Genomic DNA, 19318 nt, shown 5'->3' on the forward strand with positions numbered 1-19318 from the left:
CCCTTAATGTCCTGCAGTGACTTGTCCCGGCGGCCATTCCCGACCATATTCGCCCCGCCATCCCTCCGAGCTCGAGAAAATGCCGCTGTGAAAAAAACTCCGTTCCGCCTGACGCCCTATCAGGTGCAGTTCCTGTTGGTGGTCGGTTTCGTCACCGTCGGCTACGCGCTCTATCTGCGCTATCTCGCGGTCGAGTTCTCGACCGTCGCGCTGGCGTGCGACGCCGGGCTGCAGACGATGATCTGCAAGGCCCGTACGCTCGCCACCACCCTGTTCAAGAATTCGGTGTTCGGCATCGTCGCCCTGATCATCGCGGTGCTTCACGTGATGCGACCGTCGATCGTGCTTTTGACCGGCGGGCTGATCGCGGCCGGGCTCGGGATCGTGCTCTATAATGTCGTGCTGTCGGGGCTCGCGATCGGGCTGCTTATTTTGGGCTTTGCGCGGCCCGCGCCCGCCACAGCGTAAGCGCGAGCAGGAAGTAGATCGCGCAGGTCCACATCGCCTGCCAGTTCTGCGGACCTTCGTTGATTCCGATATAGAGCGTGGCCACCACGAGCAGTCCGGCAAAGGCCGATTCGGCGATCGGGCGAGTGCCCTCCTTCGGCCGGTTGACCAGCATCAAGGCGGCAAACGGCACCACGGCCATGGTCAGCGAAGCGAACGGAAAATCGCGATAGCGCGGATCGAACGCAAAACCGAGCGCGGTCTCCGCGCCGATCACCGTGGCGACAACCAGAGTCAGGCCAAGCAGCACTGACAGCACCGATCCGGTCCGGCCATCGCGCGGGCCGAGCAATTCGAGGAAGGTCGGCAGCGGCCGTCCCGACATCGCCGCGTTGGCGCAGAGCATCGGGGACGCGATCGCGGCCGCCAGCAGCGCCCCCCATTGCAGCCAGCCGCCGGTCCCGTAGCTCTCATAGAACATCTTGTCGGCGGCGACGCCGAGCAGCATTCCGGAAATCGTCGCCGAGGTGCCGACCGCGAGCCAGGCGGCCAGCCGCGGCTGCCAGGGCCGCCGCCGCAACGTCAGCCAGCCCGCGAGAAACACGAAAAAGCTCAGCGCCATGCCGCAGCCCATCTGCAGCTTCCAGAACGGGAAATTGCTGATGGCCTCGCCCGGCGGATATTTCACCGCCCGCTGCGCCGCGTCGATCAGGCCCCAATAGCCGCCGACGGTGCCCTCGAGCTGGCGCTTCCACGGCTGGTCGTAGGCCTCGATCAGGTTGACGCGAAAGCCTTCGCGCTTGGCGAGATCGAGAATTTCGGAAACCACCCGCGCCTGGTTGGTGCGCGACGGCAGCGCGCCCTCGCGCATCCGCCCGGCGCTGGGCCAACCGGTCTCGCCGATCAGGATCTCCTTGCCCGGAAAGGCGATCGCCATCCGCTTGCGGATCGAATCGACATGGGAGGCGGCGAACTTCGCGCGCACCGGCATGTCCTCCCAGTACGGCAGGATATGAATCGTGACGAAATCGACCGCGTCGTAGATCTCGCGGTTGCGCAGCCAGAATTCCCAGACATCGGCATAGGTGACGGGAATGGTGACCTGCGGCTTGACCGCGCGGATGTAGGCCGCAAGATCCGACGTCGTCATCTCGCCGCGCAGCAGCACTTCGTTGCCGACCACCAGCGCGGTGATGACACCCGGATATTCCTTGGTCAGGCCGACTGCGACGGCGATCTGCGAATAGTTCTTGATCCGGTTGCTGCTGAGCCAGATGCCCTGAATGACCTTGAGCCCGACCTTGGCGGCGATGGCGGGAACCTGGTCGAGCCCGTTCTCGATCGAATAGGTGCGCACGCAGTCGGTGATCTTGGCAAGTTGCGTCAGATCCTGCGTGATCTGTTCGGCATCGATATGCGTGGTGGGAATCAGCGGCGTCTGCTCGCCCCGGAACGGCGCATAGGAGACGCACTGCAGTTTGGCGTTGGGGTCGATCGGCGCGCGCACGAGCGTGATCGGGGTGGCCAGCCACCACCACAATGCTGCGATCATACCTAGCGATGTCAGGAGAAGCGCCAGCGGCGTACGAAAAGAAATCGGTTCCATCCTCCGGGCGGGGACCGTCGATTAGCCGGTCACCGGCGTTCTGCCAAGAGTGATCTATCAGGAGGATAGACCTAATCCAAACAGCTAGTCCAAAGTCCGCCCCGAGGTACTCCCTGCGACGATTTTACCACGTGACGATAAAGTTGTGACTTTGCTGGACAAAATCCGAAATAACCGTCATGGGAATCCGGCAGCGTCTCCGCCGCAATGGAGACCTATTTGGACGGCAACTAGCCAAGCCATCACGAGCCGTGGGAATTGCCTTTTCGGGAATTCCAGCGGCCATGTAACAAGTCGGGGAATGTATGCGTCGAAGTGGGCCTGATCTCAAAAGTGCGGTTTTGCGCCACCTCGCCGTTGCAGGCCTTGTCCTCCTGATCGGATCAGGCGGGGTTTTGGCCCAGAGCGGCACCCCTGCCCCGGACCAGCCCGGCAAGCCCCCGGCGGCCAATTCGGCAGACGTGAACCGGGACAACCAGCGCAAGACCGACGAATTCGTCGAAGCCACGCAGGCCATCAACGGTCCGGCCGGAAACCCGGAATGCGTCTGGCTCGGCCGCCGCGTGGTCCGCCTGATGTGGCTCGACGACCTCGATACCGCATTCCGGCACCTCGACCTCTATGACCGGTTCGGCTGCCCCGGCGGCCATGTTCAGGCCACCTTCCGCTGTCTGACCCGGTTTGGCGGCCAGATCGACCCCAAGGTCGCCGAAACCCTGTCGAGCCGGATCCATGCCTGCTGGATCAATCCGGGCGCCCAGCCCCAGGCGGCAGCTGCCGCCGGCCCGGCCGCGCCTGCGGCCGCCGGCAATGCGGCGCCAGCGCCAGCCGCATCCCCCTCGCCGGCCCCCAGCGCCAGCCCCGCACCGGCGAAGTAAATCGCCAGTCGGATCAACGGCAACACTCGCGCGGAACGAACGGGATTATTCAGCGTTTGTTCAAGTCCGCGCCCTTAAAACGCCATCGCGTCATATCAGTTGTGAATTCGTGCGGCAGGATTATCCTTAATCTCGCCGCCGTGCCGGTCGAACCTAGGGGACGGGTTCGCTTTCCCACATGCAGGCCCCGTTATGGTTTAACCACCGATGCGCGCCGTCGTCGCCGTTCTGCTGTTTGTAACCGCAGCTCATGCTGCGTTGTGGGGTCTGTTCCAGGAAAAGCAGCCGGCGCCCGATTTCCGCGGCATTTTGCCGAGCGTCTCCTACGCACCGTTTGAGGGATCTGCGCATCCCGACGTCGACAATATTCCGCAAGTCGAGAAAATCCGCGCCGACCTGAAGAAGCTGTCGACGGTGACGCGGGCGATTCGCCTTTACTCGTCGACGGGCGGCGTCGAACTGGTTCCGCCGATCGCTGCTGAGTTCGGCCTCAAGGTCACCGTCGGCGCCTGGATCGACAAGAATTCCGACCGCAACGAACGCGAAATCGACGCGGCGATCACCCTCGCCAAGCGCAACAGCAACGTCATCGGCGTCGTCGTCGGCAACGAAGTGATTTACCGCGGCGAGCAAAAGGTCGAGGACCTGATCGACCTCATCAAGCGGGTCAAGAAATCGGTCAATGTTCCCGTTACCACGGGCGAAATCTGGAACATCTGGCGCGACAATCCGGAACTGGCCTCCTCCGTCGACTTCATTGCCGCTCACGTGCTGCCCTATTGGGAAAATTTCACGGACAAGCAGGCCGTCGATCAGGCAGTCTACCTCTACCAGCTGCTGCGCGAGAAATTCCCGGGCAAGCGGATCGTCATCGCCGAATTCGGCTGGCCGAGCGCGGGCTATAATTTGCGGAATGCCGAACCCGGCCCGTTCCAACAGGCTTCCGTGCTGCGCAACTTCGTCGCCAGGGCCGATGCCATCGGCATGGATTACAATATCGTCGAGGCGATCGATCAGCCCTGGAAATTCTTCGAAGGCGGCGTCGGTCCCTATTGGGGCATCCTGAACGCGTCGCGCGAGCCGAAATTCGCCTGGACCGGCCCGATCGTAAACGAGAACTACTGGAAGCTCGCACTGATCGCCGTCCTCGTCGGCATCCTGCTGTCGCTGCCGATCCTGCGCCTCGACCGGCCGACGGTCATGCAGACCGTCATGCTATCGGCCGCGGCAAACGGCGTCGGCGCCTGGGTCGCCACCGTATTCGCCTATTGGGACGGGCACTATTTCGTGTTCGGCTCGGCCTTCGCGCTGACGCTGGGCCTGATCCTGCTGGTACCGCTGGTCCTGATCGCGATGGCGCGGATCGAGGAAATCGCGGCGGTCGCCTTCGGCCGCGGCCCGCGCCGGCTGATCACCAAGAGCGCGCCGCTGGCGCCCGCCACCATCGGCGAGAACGTCACCTTCCCAAAGGTATCGATCCACATTCCCGCCTATTTCGAGCCGGTCGAGATGCTGAAGCAGACGCTCGATGCGGTGTCGCGGCTCGACTATCCGAACTTCGAATGCGTCTGCATCATCAACAACACGCCCGATCCGGCATTCTGGCAGCCGATCCAGGATCATTGCCGAACGCTCGGTGAACGCTTCAAGTTCATCAACGCCGAGAAGGTGCAGGGATTCAAGGCCGGCGCGCTGCGCATCGCGATGGAGCGTACCGCAGCGGACGCCGAAATCATCGGCATCATCGATGCCGACTACGTCGTGCATCCGGACTGGCTGAAGGATCTCGTCCCTGTGTTCGCGGACTCGCGCGTCGGCCTGGTGCAGGCGCCGCAGGAGCATCGCGACGGTGACCTGTCGCTGATGCACTACATCATGAACGGCGAGTATGCCGGCTTCTTCGACATCGGCATGGTCCAGCGCAACGAGTTCAATGCGATCATCGTGCACGGCACGATGTGCCTGATCCGCCGTTCCGCGATGGATATGGCTGGCGGCTGGTCCAGCGACACCATCTGCGAGGACACCGATCTCGGCCTGACCATCCAGCAACAGGGCTGGCTGACGCACTACACCAACGTCCGCTATGGCGAGGGCCTGCTGCCCGACACCTATGAAGCGTTCAAGAAGCAGCGTCACCGCTGGGCCTATGGCGGCTTCCAGATCGTCAAGAAGCACTGGCGGCGCTTCCTGCCCGGCGCGAGCCGGCTTACCCCCGATCAACGCCGGGAATTCTCGCTCGGCTGGCTGAACTGGCTCGGCGCCGAGAGCCTTGGCGTGGTGGTTGCGATCCTCAACCTGATCTGGGTTCCGATCGTGGCGTTTGCCGACATCGCCGTTCCCGACAAGATCCTGACGTTTCCAATCATCGCCTCGTTCGTCGTCTCGCTGGTGCATTTCATCGCGCTCTATCGCCTGCGCGTGAAGATCAAGGCCGGCCAGATGCTGGGCGCCATGATCGCGGCGATGAGCGTGCAGTGGACCGTGTCGCGCGCCGTTGCCCAGGGCCTGATCACCGAGCACCTCGCCTTTGCCCGCACCTCCAAGGGCGGTCTGTCGCGGATGTCGATCGAATTCCAGGCGTTCTGGGAAGCCGTGATCGGCGTGCTGCTGCTGATTGGCGCTGCCGTGCTGGTCGTCACGAACGGGTACAAGCAGGTGCACGAAATCTACGTGTTCGCTGCCGTGCTGGTGTTGCAAAGCCTGCCGTTCCTGGCCGCGGTCGCGATCGCGCTGTTGGAGAACTCCCGCACCAACTCGTTCGCCTTCTGGCGCAACAGCGCGGTGCGGACGGCGGAACTGATCGGCATCCGCCCGGTCCGGCTGCCGACGGTCGCGCGCCCCTCCCAGCCGGTCGCATCCGAGATTCGCCGGGAAGCCAATTAACGGACGGTGAATCGATCAGCGCAGCCTGCTTCAAGAAGCCGGACTAACCGCAAGCCGAACCTCAGGAATTTGGATCGCACGGCCCAACATTTTCTGGCGCCGGCGCTATTGACCCGCAGGGGCCCGCCCCCTACACAGCGCGTCGAGTGAGCGCGTAGCTCAGGCGGTAGAGCACGTGACTTTTAATCATGGGGTCGAGGGTTCGAGTCCCTCCGCGCTCACCATGAAATCGGGCACAACTTGAATTTTCGCGGTTTTGCCGAAAGTGCTGTGTCGGCACTGTGTCAGCACCCGACATCTCGCCCCATGAATCCAGGAACAGGTTCTTTTGATCTACATCAATGCCCCGCACTGACAGCGCAGCAATTTCCTGTCCGGCAGGGTTTGTAGAAAGAGGTTCGGCCATGCTTCGCTATGTTCTTGCTGCTTTTGCGGCACTTGTTCTGCTCGCCGCCAGTTTGATCCCAGACGATGCCGACGCCCGCGGTCGCGGCGGTGGCGCTTATCGCGGTGGTGGCGGATTTCACGGTGGTGGCTACCGCGGCGGCGCGGTCGCAGTTCGAGGTGCTCGGGGTAGCGCTGTCGCAGTGCGCGGCGGTCGCTACGGTTATGCCGGCTACGGGTATCGTCGGGGCTACGGTGCGCAGCGGTCGGCGCGGCTGCTGTTGGCGCTGCGGCGGCTGGGGCCTATTACGGCGGCGGCTGCGGCTACGATACCTACGGCAACTGGGTTTGCCCGCGCTACTAATCCATGTTGAGGCGGCCGTGCGCCGGTGGCCCGGCGCGCGGCTGCCTGGGTCAAGTCAGGCCAAGACCCTGCCTATCGCGGCGGCCGTTTGGACGCCAAGAGCGGGTGCATCCGGTGGCGAGCCGCGAGTTTCAAGTCGCCGGCTGCCGCTTTAGCCGCCTGCGAACAATAGGACAGCAACCAGCCCGACGTTCATCAGGCCAAGGGCGATGATGCCTGCGCGATAGAGGAATTCGACTGCCATGGCAGGGTGCTCTCACGGGGCATTGCTCGCGAATTCAACACGATATACCCGCTTGCATCCCTTGGCATGTGCAGTTTGTGCCATTCGCTGTTGAGGCAAAACAACAAAAAATTGGCGCACTTTAACAAGCGCGTTTGGCGTAATTCTGCTCATATCTGCGCGCGCTTCGAGCGCGCAATGACAGCCGCGCGGGGGTGGATAGGGACCATGTCTTCCATCGATCTGATTGCTATCGCGATCGATTGGCTCGATGCCTATCGCGCGGGCGACCTTTTCATTGTTGATTGTTATGCCGATGATGCTTCCCTGCAATGCGACTGCGGGGACAAGAAAGAATTGCGCGGCGCGCACGCTATCGCTGCGTACTGGCACCAACGGTTCGTTGAAACGTGTGCCGGCGATCTCATCGATCTGCAATGGAACGGCAGCGATGTTGTCCTGCACTTCCGCGCGTCGGATGAGATTTTGCAAGCGGTTCTCACGTTCAATCCCGACGGGTCGCTTCAGCGTAGTCGGTGCGCTTTGTTCAATAACCAGGCAGCTATAGGGACTGAAAACCCATGAAGGATTATCAAGCCTCTCGAAAACTTCCTAGGGACGCAGCCGAAGCGGAATTGATCCGCGATCTTGCCACCGCAGAAAACGAAGCGCGACACGTTTGACCGGCTGCATCGGCAATTGCCAAGCTCATTCCGATGATGACTTCACCTATCACTTTAAGTCCGGCTCCCGACATAACAAGTTAGGGCAACTTTGAAGCGGCCGGGCGGCAGTTGCCGGCCGTCTGACGGCAAAAGGCGTTGCGGCGGCGCTATTGCTTTTCTGTCGACACGAAGGTTGACGACCCGAGCGTGGCGGCGCGCGGCGGTGGATTGCTGTGGACAACCGACCTTCATCCTTAACTTTGTCGCCCGGGGCAACAGTTGTTGCCCATTTACGCCTCACGAAACCGGCGCTCCGTACCCTACCCTTTGTGGGAAGGGGGCGTCATGGAGTTATTTCGAGCTGAGAAGATCGCCACTGCTCGGGATCAATCAAACCACGACTGCCGCTTCTGCGCAGGAAAACTCACGCTTCTCAAAACGATCATGGAATCTGAAAGCGGAGTGGTCACTCATATGTTTGAGTGCAAGCAGTGCGGAGAGCGCATTTGGACCGAATAGGCCGGCAGGCACGGGGCACGTAGCCAATAGCCCGGCAACCCACCGACGCCCCTCGGGAACGATAGCATCCGCATTTGCGCCGACGACAACTTGTAGACGCTCAGCAGCACAGGTGTCTGGCTGATCAATCGGAGCTAACCGAAGTTGCGGAATCCCCACATCAGGAATCCCAACGTCACCACCAGAATGCACAGGCTGCCGACTGCGACCATGAGGAAGACCTCCCAGCCGGAGAGGCCTGCCTTTTTGGCTTTGACAGCCCCGACGCCCAGCAAGACAAACAACAGTGGGGCGACGAGCAGTGTCATTTGCGCTTCTTGGGCGCCTGTACCGGCAGATCGAGCACGCCAAACAATGCGAGCAGCAGGGCAACTTCTTCCTTCGAGCCAACTTTAATCATCGTCATCATCTCCTGTTCGATGGTTAGTCGGCCTAAGATTTCGCGGGGTTCATGGCGATTTGGTTTCGCGATTGTTTCAACCGCGTTTCGTCGGCGGAATTCTTAACAACCCGTTCATGTGCCCGGATGGCAGGCCCCCAACAAGGAGGGGTCAACCCCCTCCGCGCCCGGCATGAATAGAGCAGCCGTTTAGATTGGAACGGTTTATCCGCATGCGGGTTTTCCGACCGGAGGCCCTACATGACCAAACCCCAGATCGCCCGCGTTTGGCGCGGAAGGACCACTCCAGACGTGGCAGACGAATACGAGGCCTATAATTACGAGGTCGGCATCAAGCCGCTGATCGAGAAGGCCCTCGCCGTCCAGACGTTCAGGGAGGACAGACAAAACGAGACCGAGTTCATCACCATCTCGTATTGGGAAAGCCTGGAATCGATGAGCAGGTTCACGGGCGGAGACCCATCCAGGATCCATCACCTGGAGCGCGACAAGGATTTTCTGATCGAGCTTCCGAAGTCAGTTCAGATTCTGAAAATACGGCATAGCCACGGAATCTAGCGCCCGTCCTGCAGACCCATTAAGAACACTCAACCGGGCAGGAAACCTCAAAGAAGCCACCACTCCGGCAGCCTCCTTCGTTTCGTGATTTACGTCACATCTCCGTTGATTGTGGTCCGCCAAGATCGCAGCCTGCGAGACATCGCAAAAATGGTGCGAGACAATGACCAGTGAAAGTCACGAACTGAGCGTTGAGGAACTTGAGTCCGTTGCGGGTGGCGGGCTCGTCGACAATGTCTTGCCCGAAGCCGAGGCAAGCACGGCCGAGTTTCTGAAGAGATTTGCCGAGGCCTCGCTGCGGTTCAATGCATTCATCAGCAGCGCCGCAAGTCAGGATCCCGCAGCAACTAATCAAGGGTAGTACCCGACGAAAATGGGCTCACCGGCATGGCCGGCGAGCCCAGGACAGCCAGCGCTACGCACTGGCCGATCGAAATCAAATCAGCATTTTTGTCCGTTTGAAAGCCGGCACTGGCCGCTACCGGGCTGGCTCTTTGGGTCTGAGGCCTTCTGGGCCTGCGCAAGCGATCCCCCGACGAAAACAGCAAGCGCGAACGCAATTGCAACGACAGCTGAAAAACGAACCATCAAAACCTCCCTGTTTGGAAATGCCACCTCCGCCCCTTCGGAGACTGGTGATCCGAAGTGTCACGATAATCGTGAGGCCGGTCAAGCCGGGCGGCTTCCTTCAAAGAGCGAAGGGAAGCCGACCTGCCGCAGTAGAGGCCGGATTGTTAAGCCGGAAAGCGAACGGCGCTTGCGAACCAGCAATCACCACATCGTCTGCCGCGCACGCTCCGGCCATTCGCGGTCGTATTTCTCGCCGCCCACGGTGTTGTCGCTCATCTCGGCCAGGATATCGCCTGGTGTCGGCAAGTTCTTCGGATCGACGCGCTTGTCGGGATTCCAGAGATCGGCGCGGACGATGGCGCGGGCGCACTGGAAATAGATCTCCTCCACCGTCATGACTATCACGGTGCGCGGCGCCTTGCCGTCCATCTTGAACGACGCCAGCAGCTCGGGCTCGGCGGAAACATGCGCGCGGCCGTTGACGCGCAGCGTGCTGCCCGAGCCCGGAATCAGGAACAGCAGCGCGATCCTCGGGTCTCGCACGATGTTGCGGAGGGAGTCGCAGCGGTTGTTCCCGCGCCGGTCCGGCATCATCAGGGTCTTTTCATCGTGGATGCGCACGAAGCCGGCGAGATCGCCGCGGGGCGAGCAATCCAGCCCTTCCGGCCCGCAGGTCGCCAGCACCGCGAACGGCGACTGATCCATCAGCGCCCGGTAGGACGGGGTCACGCGGTCGGCGACCTTCACCGTCGAAGCATCGTTGGGAAAGCCGTAGATGGCCTCGAGTTGTTCGATCGTCGAGACGATGGTCATCGCTTCTCCTATTCTACTCGTCCCACTTCTCGCCCTTGATCGCGCGCACAAGCTGACGTGCGTGAAATTCGGCGCTGCCGGTATTGACGATGGTGACGTCGGGCGCGGCTTCATCGACCGTGCGGCTCAAGCGCTGTTCGATCCTGCCGTCGCTGCTGCGGTTTCGCATCGCCAGCCGATCCGCAAGCACGTTCGGCGGCGCGGTGATCGAGATCACCGTGACGTCGGCATAGGCCTGGCGCATCGCTGGAATGATGGTGCGCGAAACATTGCCGACAACAGTGTGCCCGGCGCGGATTTCGTCGTCGATGGCGCGCGATATTGCATAGCGGTGGCCGTGCGCTTCCCAATGCATGGCGTATTCGTCGCGCGCCAGCGCCGCCTCGAAAGTGCCGGCGCTGACCTCTTCATTGTCCTCGGAGGCCGAGGCCTGCCGCGTGATCACGCGGCGCGGGAATGCGATGGTGCCATCGTCGGCGCAGGCGGCCCTGGCAAGCCCGAGCAGCGTATCCTTGCCGGCGCCGCTCGGTCCGACCAACAGAATGAGTCGGCCCGGCCCGATTGCGTCCGCATGGCCCGTTGATGTCGTGAGTATGTCGGTCATGCCACACGCTGCCCTTCCCGCCAGACGCTGCGCACCACCGGGATGTCGCGCGCCACATGGACTCGGATCAGGTCGGCGCGCTTGCCGACCGCGATTTCGCCGCGGTCCGAAAGCCCCACAGCCTCGGCCGGCGTCTTGGTGACGGTGCGGATGGCGGAAGCAAGATCAATTGCGGGAACATGCCGCGGCAATTGCAGGGCTGCCATCAGCAGGCTCGAGGGAATGTAGTCGGACGACAGGATGTCCAGCAGTCCCTCGCGGGCGAGATCGACGGCGGCGATGTTTCCGGAATGCGAACCACCACGCACCACATTCGGCGCGCCCATCAGGATGCCGATGCCGGCCTGGTGCAGGCCGCGCGCGGCTTCCATCGTGGTCGGAAACTCGGCCACCGCGACGCGGTCGCGCACGGCGTCGATGACGTTTTCCTCGGTCGTGTCGTCATGGCTGGCGAGCGGTATTTTGTACTGATGCGCCAATGCTACGATCTCGCGCATGTTGGCCGCGGCATAGGTCTTCTGGTAGGCAAAGCGCCGCTCGAACAGCACGTCGAGCTCGGCGTCGGTCATGCCGCCACCCTTGCCGCGGTAATAGTCGCGCAGCTTGACCTCGTCGCGGAACTGGCGCTGCCCCGGCGTGTGGTCCATCAACGACATCAGCCGGATGTCCGGCCGGTCGATCAGTTCCTTTGCCTCCTCGACGACGCTCGGCATCGGTATTTCGCAGCGCAGATGCAGGAAATGATCGGCGCGCAGCAGGTTTTCCTCACGCGCCGTTGTGATCGCCTTCGCGAGCACGCCTGCCCTGCCATCGACCTCCTCGGCGCCGTCCTCGCGCCAGACCCGCAGCGAGTCCAGCACCGTGGTGATGCCCGAAGTCGCCAACTGTCCGTCATAAGAGACGACCGCGGCGATCGGATCCCAGAACACTTTTGGTCGCGGCACGTAGTGCGCTTCGAGATGGTCGGTGTGCAGCTCGATCAGGCCGGGCATGATCAGATCGCCGGCAGCGTCCTCGGCTTGCCCGGGGGCATCGCCTTCGTCGAATTCGGCGATACGGCCATCTGATATGGCGACCCAGCCGCGCGCGATCACGCGATCGGCGAGGATGATGCCGGCATTGCCCAAAATGGTTTCGTGCTTCGTTGCGCTCATCTCACGTCTCTTCCCTATGCCGCCGAGGCAAACGACGTCACATCGACGATCCGGTCCGCGATCAAATGGCGGATCTCGTCGTCATGGACGATCGCCACCATCGCCACCCCCTCGTGTTTCTTCTGATCGATCAATTCAACCACGACGGCGCGATTGGCGGTGTCGAGCGATGCCGTCGGCTCGTCCAGCAGCAGGATCGGCAGGTCGGATATGAAGCCGCGCGCGATATTGACGCGCTGCTGCTCACCGCCCGAGAACGTCGAGGGCGGCAGCGCCCACAGCCGTTCGGGGATATTCAGCCGCCGCAGCAGGGAGCCGGCCTGCTCGCGCGCTTCTGCGCGGGCAATCCCGTTCACGATCAGGGGCTCGGCCACCACGTCGATGGTCGCGACCCGCGGCACCGCGCGCAAGAACTGGCTGACATAGCCGATGGTGGAACGGCGCACGCTCAGTACCTGCCGCGGTTCGGCGGTGGCGAGATCGATCACGGTGCCCTGGTGGCGGATGCCGATCCGGCCGCCGTCGCAGCGGTAGTTGCCGAAGATCATCTTCAGGATCGAGGATTTGCCGGCGCCCGAGGGTCCCGACAGCACAACGCATTCGCCTGATACAACGTGGAACGAGACCCCGCGTACGACGGGCAGCTCGACCCCGCCCTGCAGATGCATGGTGAAGGTTTTTTCGGCGTTTGTGATGTCGATCATCGCGTTCATTGGCCTAACTCATGCCGGCAAAATCGAGGAGACGAGTAACTGGGTGTAGGGTTCGCGGGGATCGTCGAGCACCTGGTCGGTCAGCCCGGTTTCGATGACCCGGCCGCCCTTCATCACCATCACGCGGTGCGACAGCAGCCGCGCCACCGCAAGATCGTGGGTGACGACGATGGCTGCGAGGCCCAATTCGCTGACGAGGTTGCGCATCAGGTCGAGCAGCCGCGCCTGCACCGATACGTCGAGGCCGCCGGTCGGCTCGTCCATGAACACCAGCCGCGGTTCTGTGACGAGGTTGCGCGCGATCTGCAGGCGCTGGCGCATGCCGCCCGAATAGGTCCGCGGCGCGTCGTCGATACGGTCGGTGTCGATCTCGACACGCTCCAGCCAGGATGACGCGGTGTCACGAATCCGGCCGTAATGATTCCATCCCACCGCCATCAGCCGCTCGCCGACATTGGCTCCGGCCGAGACCGCCATCCGCAGGCCCTGCGCGGGGTCCTGATGCACAAAGCCCCAGTCGGTGCGGAACAGGAAGCGCCGCTCGGCCTCGCCCAATGCAGCAAGATCGCGCAGCACGCCGTCGCGCATCCGGTAGGAGACGCTGCCCGTCGTTGGCGCCAGCTGGGCCGACAGCAACTGCAGCAGCGTCGACTTGCCCGATCCGGACTCGCCGACCACAGCCAGCACCTCGCCGGGATAGAGCGCAAAGGAGACGTCGCGGCAGGCAATCAGCTTCCCATAGGTCTTGCCGAGGTTTTCGGCGACCAGCAGCGGTTGATCGTCGAGGGTTTGCTCAGCCATGCGCCCTCTCCTTGTGCGGTGCCGCGCTTTCGCTGCCGCGATGGCCGGCCGATTGGCGGCTCTCGCAATAATCGGTATCCGAACAAACGAACATCCGGCCGCCCTTGTCGTCGGTGACGATTTCATCGAGATAGGAATCGCCGGCACCGCACAGCGCGCAGGGCGCGTCAAATCGGTAGCGCGTGAAGGGATGATCCTCGAAATCGAGCGACACCACCGTGGTATGCGGCGGGATCGCGTAGATGCGCTTCTCGCGGCCGGCGCCGAACAATTGCAACGCCGCGCAATTGTCCATCTTCGGATTGTCGAATTTCGGCGTCGGCGACGGGTCCATCACGTAACGCGCGTTCACCTTGACCGGATAGGCGTAGGACGTCGCGATGTGGCCGAAGCGCGCGATGTCTTCATACAGCTTGACGTGCATCAGGCCGTATTCGCCAAGCGCATGCATGCGCCTTGTCTCGGTCTCACGTGGCTCGAGGAACCGCAACGGTTCGGGGATCGGCACCTGATACACCAGCACCTGCCCGCCATGCAGCGGCGCTTCCGGTATCCGGTGCCTTGTCTGGATCACAGTGGCGTCCGCCGTGGCGGTCGTGGTCGCGACGCCCGCGGTCTTGCCGAAGAACTTTCGGATCGAGATCGCGTTGGTGGTGTCATCGGAACCCTGGTCGATCACCTTCAGCACGTCCTCGGGTCCCAGGATCGCGGCCGTGACCTGCACGCCGCCGGTGCCCCAGCCATAGGGCATCGGCATTTCCCGGCTGGCAAACGGCACCTGATAGCCGGGGATCGCGATCGCTTTGAGGATCGCGCGGCGGATCATCCGCTTGGTCTGTTCGTCGAGATAGGCGAAATTATACGTTGGCGCGTTCATTCCGCAGCCTCCTGCATCGGCGCCGATTCCGTGGCCTCAGTGAACTCCTTGCGCAGTTTGCGCAGCAGGCCGAGTTCGGACTGGAAGTCCACGTAGTGCGGCAGCTTGAGATGTTCGACGAAACCGGTCGCCTGCACATTGTCCGAATGCGACATCACGAACTCTTCGTCCTGGGCCGGTGCGATCACCTCCTCGCCGAGCTCCCGGGCACGTAGCGTACGATCGACCAGCGCCATCGACATGGTCTTGCGCTCGCTCTGCCCGAACGCCAGCCCATAGCCACGCGTAAAGCACGGAGCTTCGGTGGCCGAGCCCTTGAACTGGTTGACCATCTGGCATTCGGTCATCGCAATCGCGCCGAGCGGCACGGCGAAGCCGACATCCTCGGCCATGAATTCGATCTCGACTTCGCCGAAGCGGATTTCGCCGGCAAACGGATGGTTGCGGCCGTAGCCGCGTTGCGAGGAATAGCCAAGCGCCAGCAGAAAGCCTTCGTCGGCGCGCGCCAGGTTCTGCAGGCGCAGGTCGCGATCCGCCGGGAAGCTGAGCGGCTCGCGCGTGAGGTCGCCGACCGGCGTCTCGGCATCCGCTGCCGGCGACGGCTCGATCAGGCCGTCACGGCCAAGAATGTCGGTCACGCGCGGCGTCGCCGCGAGCGAGGCTTCGCTGGTCTCCGGCGTTTCCGGGGAAAACCCCTCAGCAAGCTGTGGGTCCAGCAAACGATGGGTATAATCGAAGGTCGGGCCGAGGATTTGCCCGCCCGGAATGTCCTTGAAGGTCGAGGAAATCCGCCGCCGCACTTGCATCGCGCCGGTATCGACCGGCTCGGTGGTGCCGAAGCGCGGCAGCGTGGCGCGGAACGCGCGGACCAGGAAGATCGCCTCGATCATGTCGCCGCGCGCCTGCTTGATCGCGAGCGCGGCGAGTTCGCGATCGTACAGCGAACCCTCGGTCATGACCCGGTCGACGCCGAGCGACAACTGCTCGGAGATCTGGGACAGCGAGACCTCGGGAACGTCACGGTCGCCGCGCCGCTCATGCGCCAGCAGCCGATGAGCGTTCTCGATGGCGCGTTCGCCTCCCTTGACGGCAACGTACATAACTAGCCTCCCCTCGCTACCAGCCGCGTGGTGCGCGGTATCGCGACGATCGCATCGTCATGGACCAGCACCACGTCGATGCCGCGCGGAAACAGCGCCACGTTGATGGCGAGCCGTTCGAACAGATCATGCGGCTGGATCGCGGCTTGCAGGATCGCTGTGCCGTCGATGCCGGGGCCGCGCAGCTCGAGGGCGGGACCCTGCGTCAGGCTGTCGATCTGCAGGATCAGCGTCGTCGAACGATCCGGGTATTCATTGCTGCCGAACGCGAAGCGGTCGAGCGCCGGAAGTTCGCGGGGGCTGCCGATCAGGGCAAAGCTGCTGATCGAGGAATCCGCGATCACAGGCGCGCTGGTGTGGAACTTGAGCCATTTGGCAACGTCGGATGTTTCCGACATCCGGCTGTCGAGCCAGATCGGCGTATCATGGTCGAACAGGGTCAGCGCAATAGCCGCGGTGCCGCGCATCATGGCGGCGGGCGTGCCGGCGACGGCCGCAATGCGCTGCACGCTGCCGGGACGTGCCATCGCGTCCATCACGGAGCGGAAGGTTGATTGCGCCGACAACACCTTGTCGGCAAATCCTGCGGGCAGTTCGGCAACCGTCGTCATCAGCCCTCTCCCCGCACCAAGGTGTAGAAATCGACCCGCGTCGCCGCGGCCTCGGCCGCCTTGCGGCTCCGTTTCGCAGATATCGCCGCGCGCAGCGGCGCGATCACCTTCGTCTCAATGAGGCCAGCGAATTCATCCGACTGCACCATGGCGTCGCACAGCGCGATCATGCGCGCCTTTTCCCTGTCGCGGCCGAGCGTGTAGCCGAAGCCGACCTGGCCGGTCGAAAGCCGCACCGCCGCGCGCGATACCGTTGCTTCGCCGAGATTGAAGGCAGAGCCGTCGCCGCCGATACGGCCGCGCACCATCACAAGGCCGTTCTCCGGCTCGCGCAGATTCTCGTGATCAGGCAGCGTGATCGCCGCCAGACGGCCGGATATCTCTGATGGATCGGAGTGCGCCAGCACCGCCATGACCGCCTTGCGCTGCGCCTGCTTGTCGTTCTCGGTTGCCGTCATATCCACCTTGCCGGAATCAAGTTGTCTATGCTAATAGACAACTTCATAACCAAACGCCATGACTGTTTGGTGACAACAAGGTTGTTTTTCGGATGACCGTCCCGGATATATTTGCAGCATGAGCATGCAGGACGCGGCCACCGGTGTGGCGTTGTGGCGGCAGGTCGCCGACGGGATCGAACGCGGCATTGCCGAGGGCCGCTTCGCCGCGGGTGAGAAGCTGCCGGGCGAGATGGAGATCGCCGAGACCTATCGGGTCAACCGCCATACCGTGCGCCGGGCGCTGGCGACGCTCGCCGAACGCGGGCTGGTGCGCGCCGAGCGCGGCAGCGGTACTTATGTCGAGGCCCAACGCCTCGCCTATCCCTTGCGCTCGCGGACGCGGTTTTCCGAAATCGTCGGCGCCGGCGGCCATGAACCGCGTGGCCAGTTGATCGCAGCGTCCGACGATGTCGCTACACGTGAACTGGCGCGGGAACTCGGACTGAAGACGGGCGCACCCCTGGTCCGGATCGAGGCGCTGCGGCTGGCCGACCGGACGCCGATCTGCGTCAGCACCTCATGGCTCTCCGCCGAGCGCTTCCCTGACGCGGGACGGGTCTTTGCCAGCGTGCGCTCGATGACCAAGCTGGTCGCACATTACGGCATCCGCGATTACCGCAGATATTCCACCCGCATCACCGCCGCCATAACCGACGCCAGCGACGCCGCACGGCTCGATCTCGCGCTCGGCCGCCCGGTGCTGGTGGTCGACAGCACCGACGTCGATCCCGACGGCAAGCCAATCGTGACCAAGCGCTCGCGCTTTGCCGCCGAACGCGTCGAGTTTCTGGTGGAAAGCGATTAGGCTTGTAGGGTGGGCAAAGCGAAGCGTGCCCACCTCTTGCTTCCCCAACAAAGGATTGGTGGGCACGGCGCAAGTGCGCCTTTGCCCACCCTACGGGCTGCCATCAAACCACCGCGCGCTGGCCGATGATCGCAAACCGCAGCTTGCCCGAAATCCAGTCGATGGCGGCGACTGCCACCAGGATCATCAGGATCAGGAATGAGACTTTCTGCCATTCCAGCACCCGGATCTGCTCGGCCAGCTGCAATCCAATGCCGCCGGCGCCGACGATGCCGATGATGGTGGCCGAGCGGGTGTTCGACTCGATGAAATAGAGCACCTGCCCTGCGATCACAGGCAGCACCTGCGGCATCAGCCCAAACCGTATTTCGTGCAGCGCATTGCCGCCGGAGGCCCGGATGCCCTCGACCTGTTTCTTGTCGGCGGCCTCGATCGCTTCGGAGAACAATTTGCCGAACGCGCCAAAGTCCGCCACCGCAATCGCCAGCACGCCCGCGAACGGCCCAAGCCCGACAACGTTGATCCAGACCAGCGCCCAGATCAGCGTGTCGACGCCGCGGATCGAATCGAGAAAGCGGCGGACCGGGAAGCGGAAGATACTCGACGGCACGATGTTCTTTGCCGCCAGCAGACTGACCGGCAGCGCCAGCAACGCGGCAAGGGTCGTGCCCAGCATCGCGATCGACAGTGTTTCACCGAGTGCAACGAGATAGACCGGGAGCGAACCGCCGGGATCGGGCGGGATCATCATCATCGTGATCCAGCCGAGCTGGCTCAACCCGGCCAGCATCCGTGCCGGCGAAAACTCCAGCTCTACAAGCCCGAACACGAAGATCCCGAATGCTGCGAGCAGCATCGCGGGGATCGCGAGACGGGAGGAAGCCGGCCGGTCGAAAACCTCGGGATAGCGGCCACGCAAATCCCCGGAGTCCGGTGCCAGCAACCGTGTCATGCCCGTGCCTCCTTGCCGAACAGCCGCCCGCGCGCCCATCCGGTGCCGATATCAATCAGGAACACGGTGACAATGATCATCAGCAGGATCGCACTGACGTCGGAATAAAAGAACTTTCTGACGGCGACGACGAGTTCCTGGCCGATGCCGCCGGCTCCGACGAAACCCATCACCGACGCGCCGCGCACATTGATCTCAAAGCGCAGCAATGTGTAGCTGGCAAAACCCGCCGCGACCTGCGGCACGACGGAGAAGCGGATGCACGCGATCCAGCTCGCGCCGGTCGATCGCACCCCCTCGACCGGCTTCATGTCGATGTTCTCGACGATTTCGGAATACAATTTGCCGAGCGCGCCGACCGAATGGATCATGATGGCGAGAACCCCGGCCATCGGCCCGAGACCGAACGCAATCACGAAGATCAACGCGAACACGATGTCCGGAACGGTACGGCAGAATTCCATCAGGCGGCGAATGGTAAACCGCAGCCATGGCGCCGGCGAGGTATTTTCGGCGGCCAGAAAATTGAGCGCAAAAGCAAGGATCGCCCCGGCCAGGGTACCGACGTAACTGATCAGGACGGTCTCGCCGAGCAGCGCCAGCCATTTTTTCCAACCCCAGAACCACTCGCCGATATCGGACCAGACCCGCGCGCCGCTTTCCAGCGTGCCGATGCGGTCGAAGTAGCTGACGAAATTTCCGATCTTGTTGACGAACGTGACCGGATTCACCTCGGCGCCGATGGCGGCGATGACGAGAACGGCAAAGAATACCGCCGTTGCCAGCGTCATCCGCAGCCGCTTGCGCGCCACCGCCGCACGATACGCGTCGTTGAGTGCCGCAAGTTGCTGGGCTGGAAGGATGGATACGGCTGATGTCATGGAAGGC

20 protein-coding genes, 1 tRNA gene and 1 pseudogene are annotated in these 19318 nt (G+C 62.9%); 8 read left to right on the forward strand and 14 right to left on the reverse strand.

Translation table 11 applies throughout. The annotated features are described in order from the left end of the window. The first annotated feature begins 87 nt into the window (after positions 1–87). Complete coding sequence (locus JQ558_RS09005; protein ID WP_212210358.1) at positions 88–468, forward strand: hypothetical protein; 381 nt, start codon at positions 88–90, stop codon at positions 466–468. Here JQ558_RS09005 and JQ558_RS09010 read toward each other — a convergent pair. After that, the gene (locus tag JQ558_RS09010) at positions 428–2053 is read right to left on the reverse strand and encodes a beta-(1-6) glucans synthase (RefSeq protein WP_212210359.1); all 1626 of its coding nucleotides are present in this window, start codon (positions 2051–2053) and stop codon (positions 428–430) included. The two genes, JQ558_RS09005 and JQ558_RS09010, sit on opposite strands and share 41 nt — an antisense overlap. Positions 2054–2358: 305 nt before the next feature. Between JQ558_RS09010 and JQ558_RS09015 the strand changes: the two genes are divergently transcribed. The 4 genes and pseudogenes from JQ558_RS09015 (at position 2359) to JQ558_RS37170 (ending at position 6565) form a co-directional block, all read left to right on the forward strand. Further along, positions 2359–2931, forward strand: coding sequence for a beta-1-3, beta-1-6-glucan biosynthesis protein (locus JQ558_RS09015; protein ID WP_212293425.1), 573 nt, complete (start codon positions 2359–2361; stop codon positions 2929–2931). A 207-nt stretch (positions 2932–3138) separates the two neighbouring features. Continuing rightward, a complete protein-coding gene (locus JQ558_RS09020; RefSeq protein WP_212293426.1) occupies positions 3139–5817 on the forward strand; it encodes a glycosyltransferase in 2679 nt (892 codons plus the stop codon). Between the two features lie 148 nt (positions 5818–5965). Continuing rightward, a tRNA-Lys gene (locus JQ558_RS09025) sits at positions 5966–6041 on the forward strand. A 180-nt stretch (positions 6042–6221) separates the two neighbouring features. Next, positions 6222–6565: pseudogene (locus tag JQ558_RS37170) on the forward strand (hypothetical protein). 256 nt (positions 6566–6821) lie between these two features. On the opposite strand, the gene JQ558_RS09030 reads toward JQ558_RS37170, so the two are convergent. Next, entirely contained in the window at positions 6822–7280 is a 459-nt protein-coding gene (locus JQ558_RS09030; RefSeq protein ID WP_212274885.1) for a hypothetical protein, read from the reverse strand. A gap of 826 nt (positions 7281–8106) precedes the next feature. After that, positions 8107–8280 (reverse strand): hypothetical protein, encoded by a 174-nt coding sequence (locus JQ558_RS09035; RefSeq protein WP_212293427.1) that lies wholly within the window; start codon positions 8278–8280, stop codon positions 8107–8109. 332 nt (positions 8281–8612) lie between these two features. Here JQ558_RS09035 and JQ558_RS09040 point away from each other — a divergent pair, with 332 nt between their 5' ends. Both JQ558_RS09040 and JQ558_RS09045 read left to right on the forward strand, forming a co-directional pair. Continuing rightward, on the forward strand, positions 8613–8930 hold the full coding sequence (locus JQ558_RS09040) for an antibiotic biosynthesis monooxygenase (protein ID WP_212293428.1): 318 nt from the start codon (positions 8613–8615) through the stop codon (positions 8928–8930). A 163-nt stretch (positions 8931–9093) separates the two neighbouring features. Beyond that, the gene (locus JQ558_RS09045; RefSeq protein ID WP_212293429.1) at positions 9094–9291 is read left to right on the forward strand and encodes a hypothetical protein; all 198 of its coding nucleotides are present in this window, start codon (positions 9094–9096) and stop codon (positions 9289–9291) included. Between the two features lie 410 nt (positions 9292–9701). On the opposite strand, the gene JQ558_RS09050 is transcribed toward JQ558_RS09045, so the two are convergent. The 9 genes from JQ558_RS09050 to phnG are packed head-to-tail and all read right to left on the reverse strand — an operon-like array spanning position 9702 to position 16631. Further along, on the reverse strand, positions 9702–10313 hold the full coding sequence (locus tag JQ558_RS09050) for a pyridoxamine 5'-phosphate oxidase family protein (protein WP_212293430.1): 612 nt from the start codon (positions 10311–10313) through the stop codon (positions 9702–9704). 13 nt (positions 10314–10326) lie between these two features. Further along, entirely contained in the window at positions 10327–10917 is a 591-nt protein-coding gene (gene phnN, locus JQ558_RS09055; protein WP_212293431.1) for a phosphonate metabolism protein/1,5-bisphosphokinase (PRPP-forming) PhnN, read from the reverse strand. Next, positions 10914–12071, reverse strand: coding sequence for an alpha-D-ribose 1-methylphosphonate 5-triphosphate diphosphatase (locus tag JQ558_RS09060; protein WP_212293432.1), 1158 nt, complete (start codon positions 12069–12071; stop codon positions 10914–10916). The genes phnN and JQ558_RS09060 overlap by 4 nt, the downstream gene beginning before the upstream one ends. Positions 12072–12085: 14 nt before the next feature. Then, the gene (gene phnL, locus JQ558_RS09065) at positions 12086–12784 is read right to left on the reverse strand and encodes a phosphonate C-P lyase system protein PhnL (protein WP_212293433.1); all 699 of its coding nucleotides are present in this window, start codon (positions 12782–12784) and stop codon (positions 12086–12088) included. Positions 12785–12793: 9 nt separating this feature from the next. After that, a complete protein-coding gene (phnK, locus tag JQ558_RS09070; RefSeq protein ID WP_212293434.1) occupies positions 12794–13585 on the reverse strand; it encodes a phosphonate C-P lyase system protein PhnK in 792 nt (263 codons plus the stop codon). Beyond that, entirely contained in the window at positions 13578–14462 is an 885-nt protein-coding gene (locus JQ558_RS09075) for an alpha-D-ribose 1-methylphosphonate 5-phosphate C-P-lyase PhnJ (protein ID WP_212293435.1), read from the reverse strand. The genes phnK and JQ558_RS09075 overlap by 8 nt, the downstream gene beginning before the upstream one ends. Continuing rightward, complete coding sequence (locus JQ558_RS09080) at positions 14459–15562, reverse strand: carbon-phosphorus lyase complex subunit PhnI (protein WP_212293436.1); 1104 nt, start codon at positions 15560–15562, stop codon at positions 14459–14461. Before JQ558_RS09080 ends, JQ558_RS09075 begins: the two co-directional genes overlap by 4 nt. A 2-nt stretch (positions 15563–15564) precedes the next feature. Beyond that, the gene (phnH, locus tag JQ558_RS09085) at positions 15565–16173 is read right to left on the reverse strand and encodes a phosphonate C-P lyase system protein PhnH (protein WP_212293437.1); all 609 of its coding nucleotides are present in this window, start codon (positions 16171–16173) and stop codon (positions 15565–15567) included. Continuing rightward, entirely contained in the window at positions 16173–16631 is a 459-nt protein-coding gene (gene phnG, locus JQ558_RS09090) for a phosphonate C-P lyase system protein PhnG (RefSeq protein WP_212274894.1), read from the reverse strand. Before phnG ends, phnH begins: the two co-directional genes overlap by 1 nt. 118 nt (positions 16632–16749) lie before the next feature. Between phnG and phnF the strand changes: the two genes are divergently transcribed. Further along, positions 16750–17478: a phosphonate metabolism transcriptional regulator PhnF gene (phnF, locus tag JQ558_RS09095; protein ID WP_212293438.1), complete on the forward strand. Its 729-nt coding sequence runs from the start codon at positions 16750–16752 to the stop codon at positions 17476–17478. A gap of 103 nt (positions 17479–17581) precedes the next feature. Here phnF and phnE (JQ558_RS09100) read toward each other — a convergent pair whose 3' ends face one another. Continuing rightward, complete coding sequence (gene phnE, locus JQ558_RS09100) at positions 17582–18430, reverse strand: phosphonate ABC transporter, permease protein PhnE (protein ID WP_212293439.1); 849 nt, start codon at positions 18428–18430, stop codon at positions 17582–17584. Then, a complete protein-coding gene (gene phnE / locus JQ558_RS09105; RefSeq protein ID WP_212293440.1) occupies positions 18427–19311 on the reverse strand; it encodes a phosphonate ABC transporter, permease protein PhnE in 885 nt (294 codons plus the stop codon). The genes phnE (JQ558_RS09100) and phnE (JQ558_RS09105) overlap by 4 nt, the downstream gene beginning before the upstream one ends. Positions 19312–19318: the final 7 nt, after the last annotated feature.

The sequence above is a fragment of the Bradyrhizobium sp. AUGA SZCCT0160 genome, from assembly GCF_018130105.1.
Taxonomy (GTDB): Bacteria; Pseudomonadota; Alphaproteobacteria; order Rhizobiales; family Xanthobacteraceae; genus Bradyrhizobium.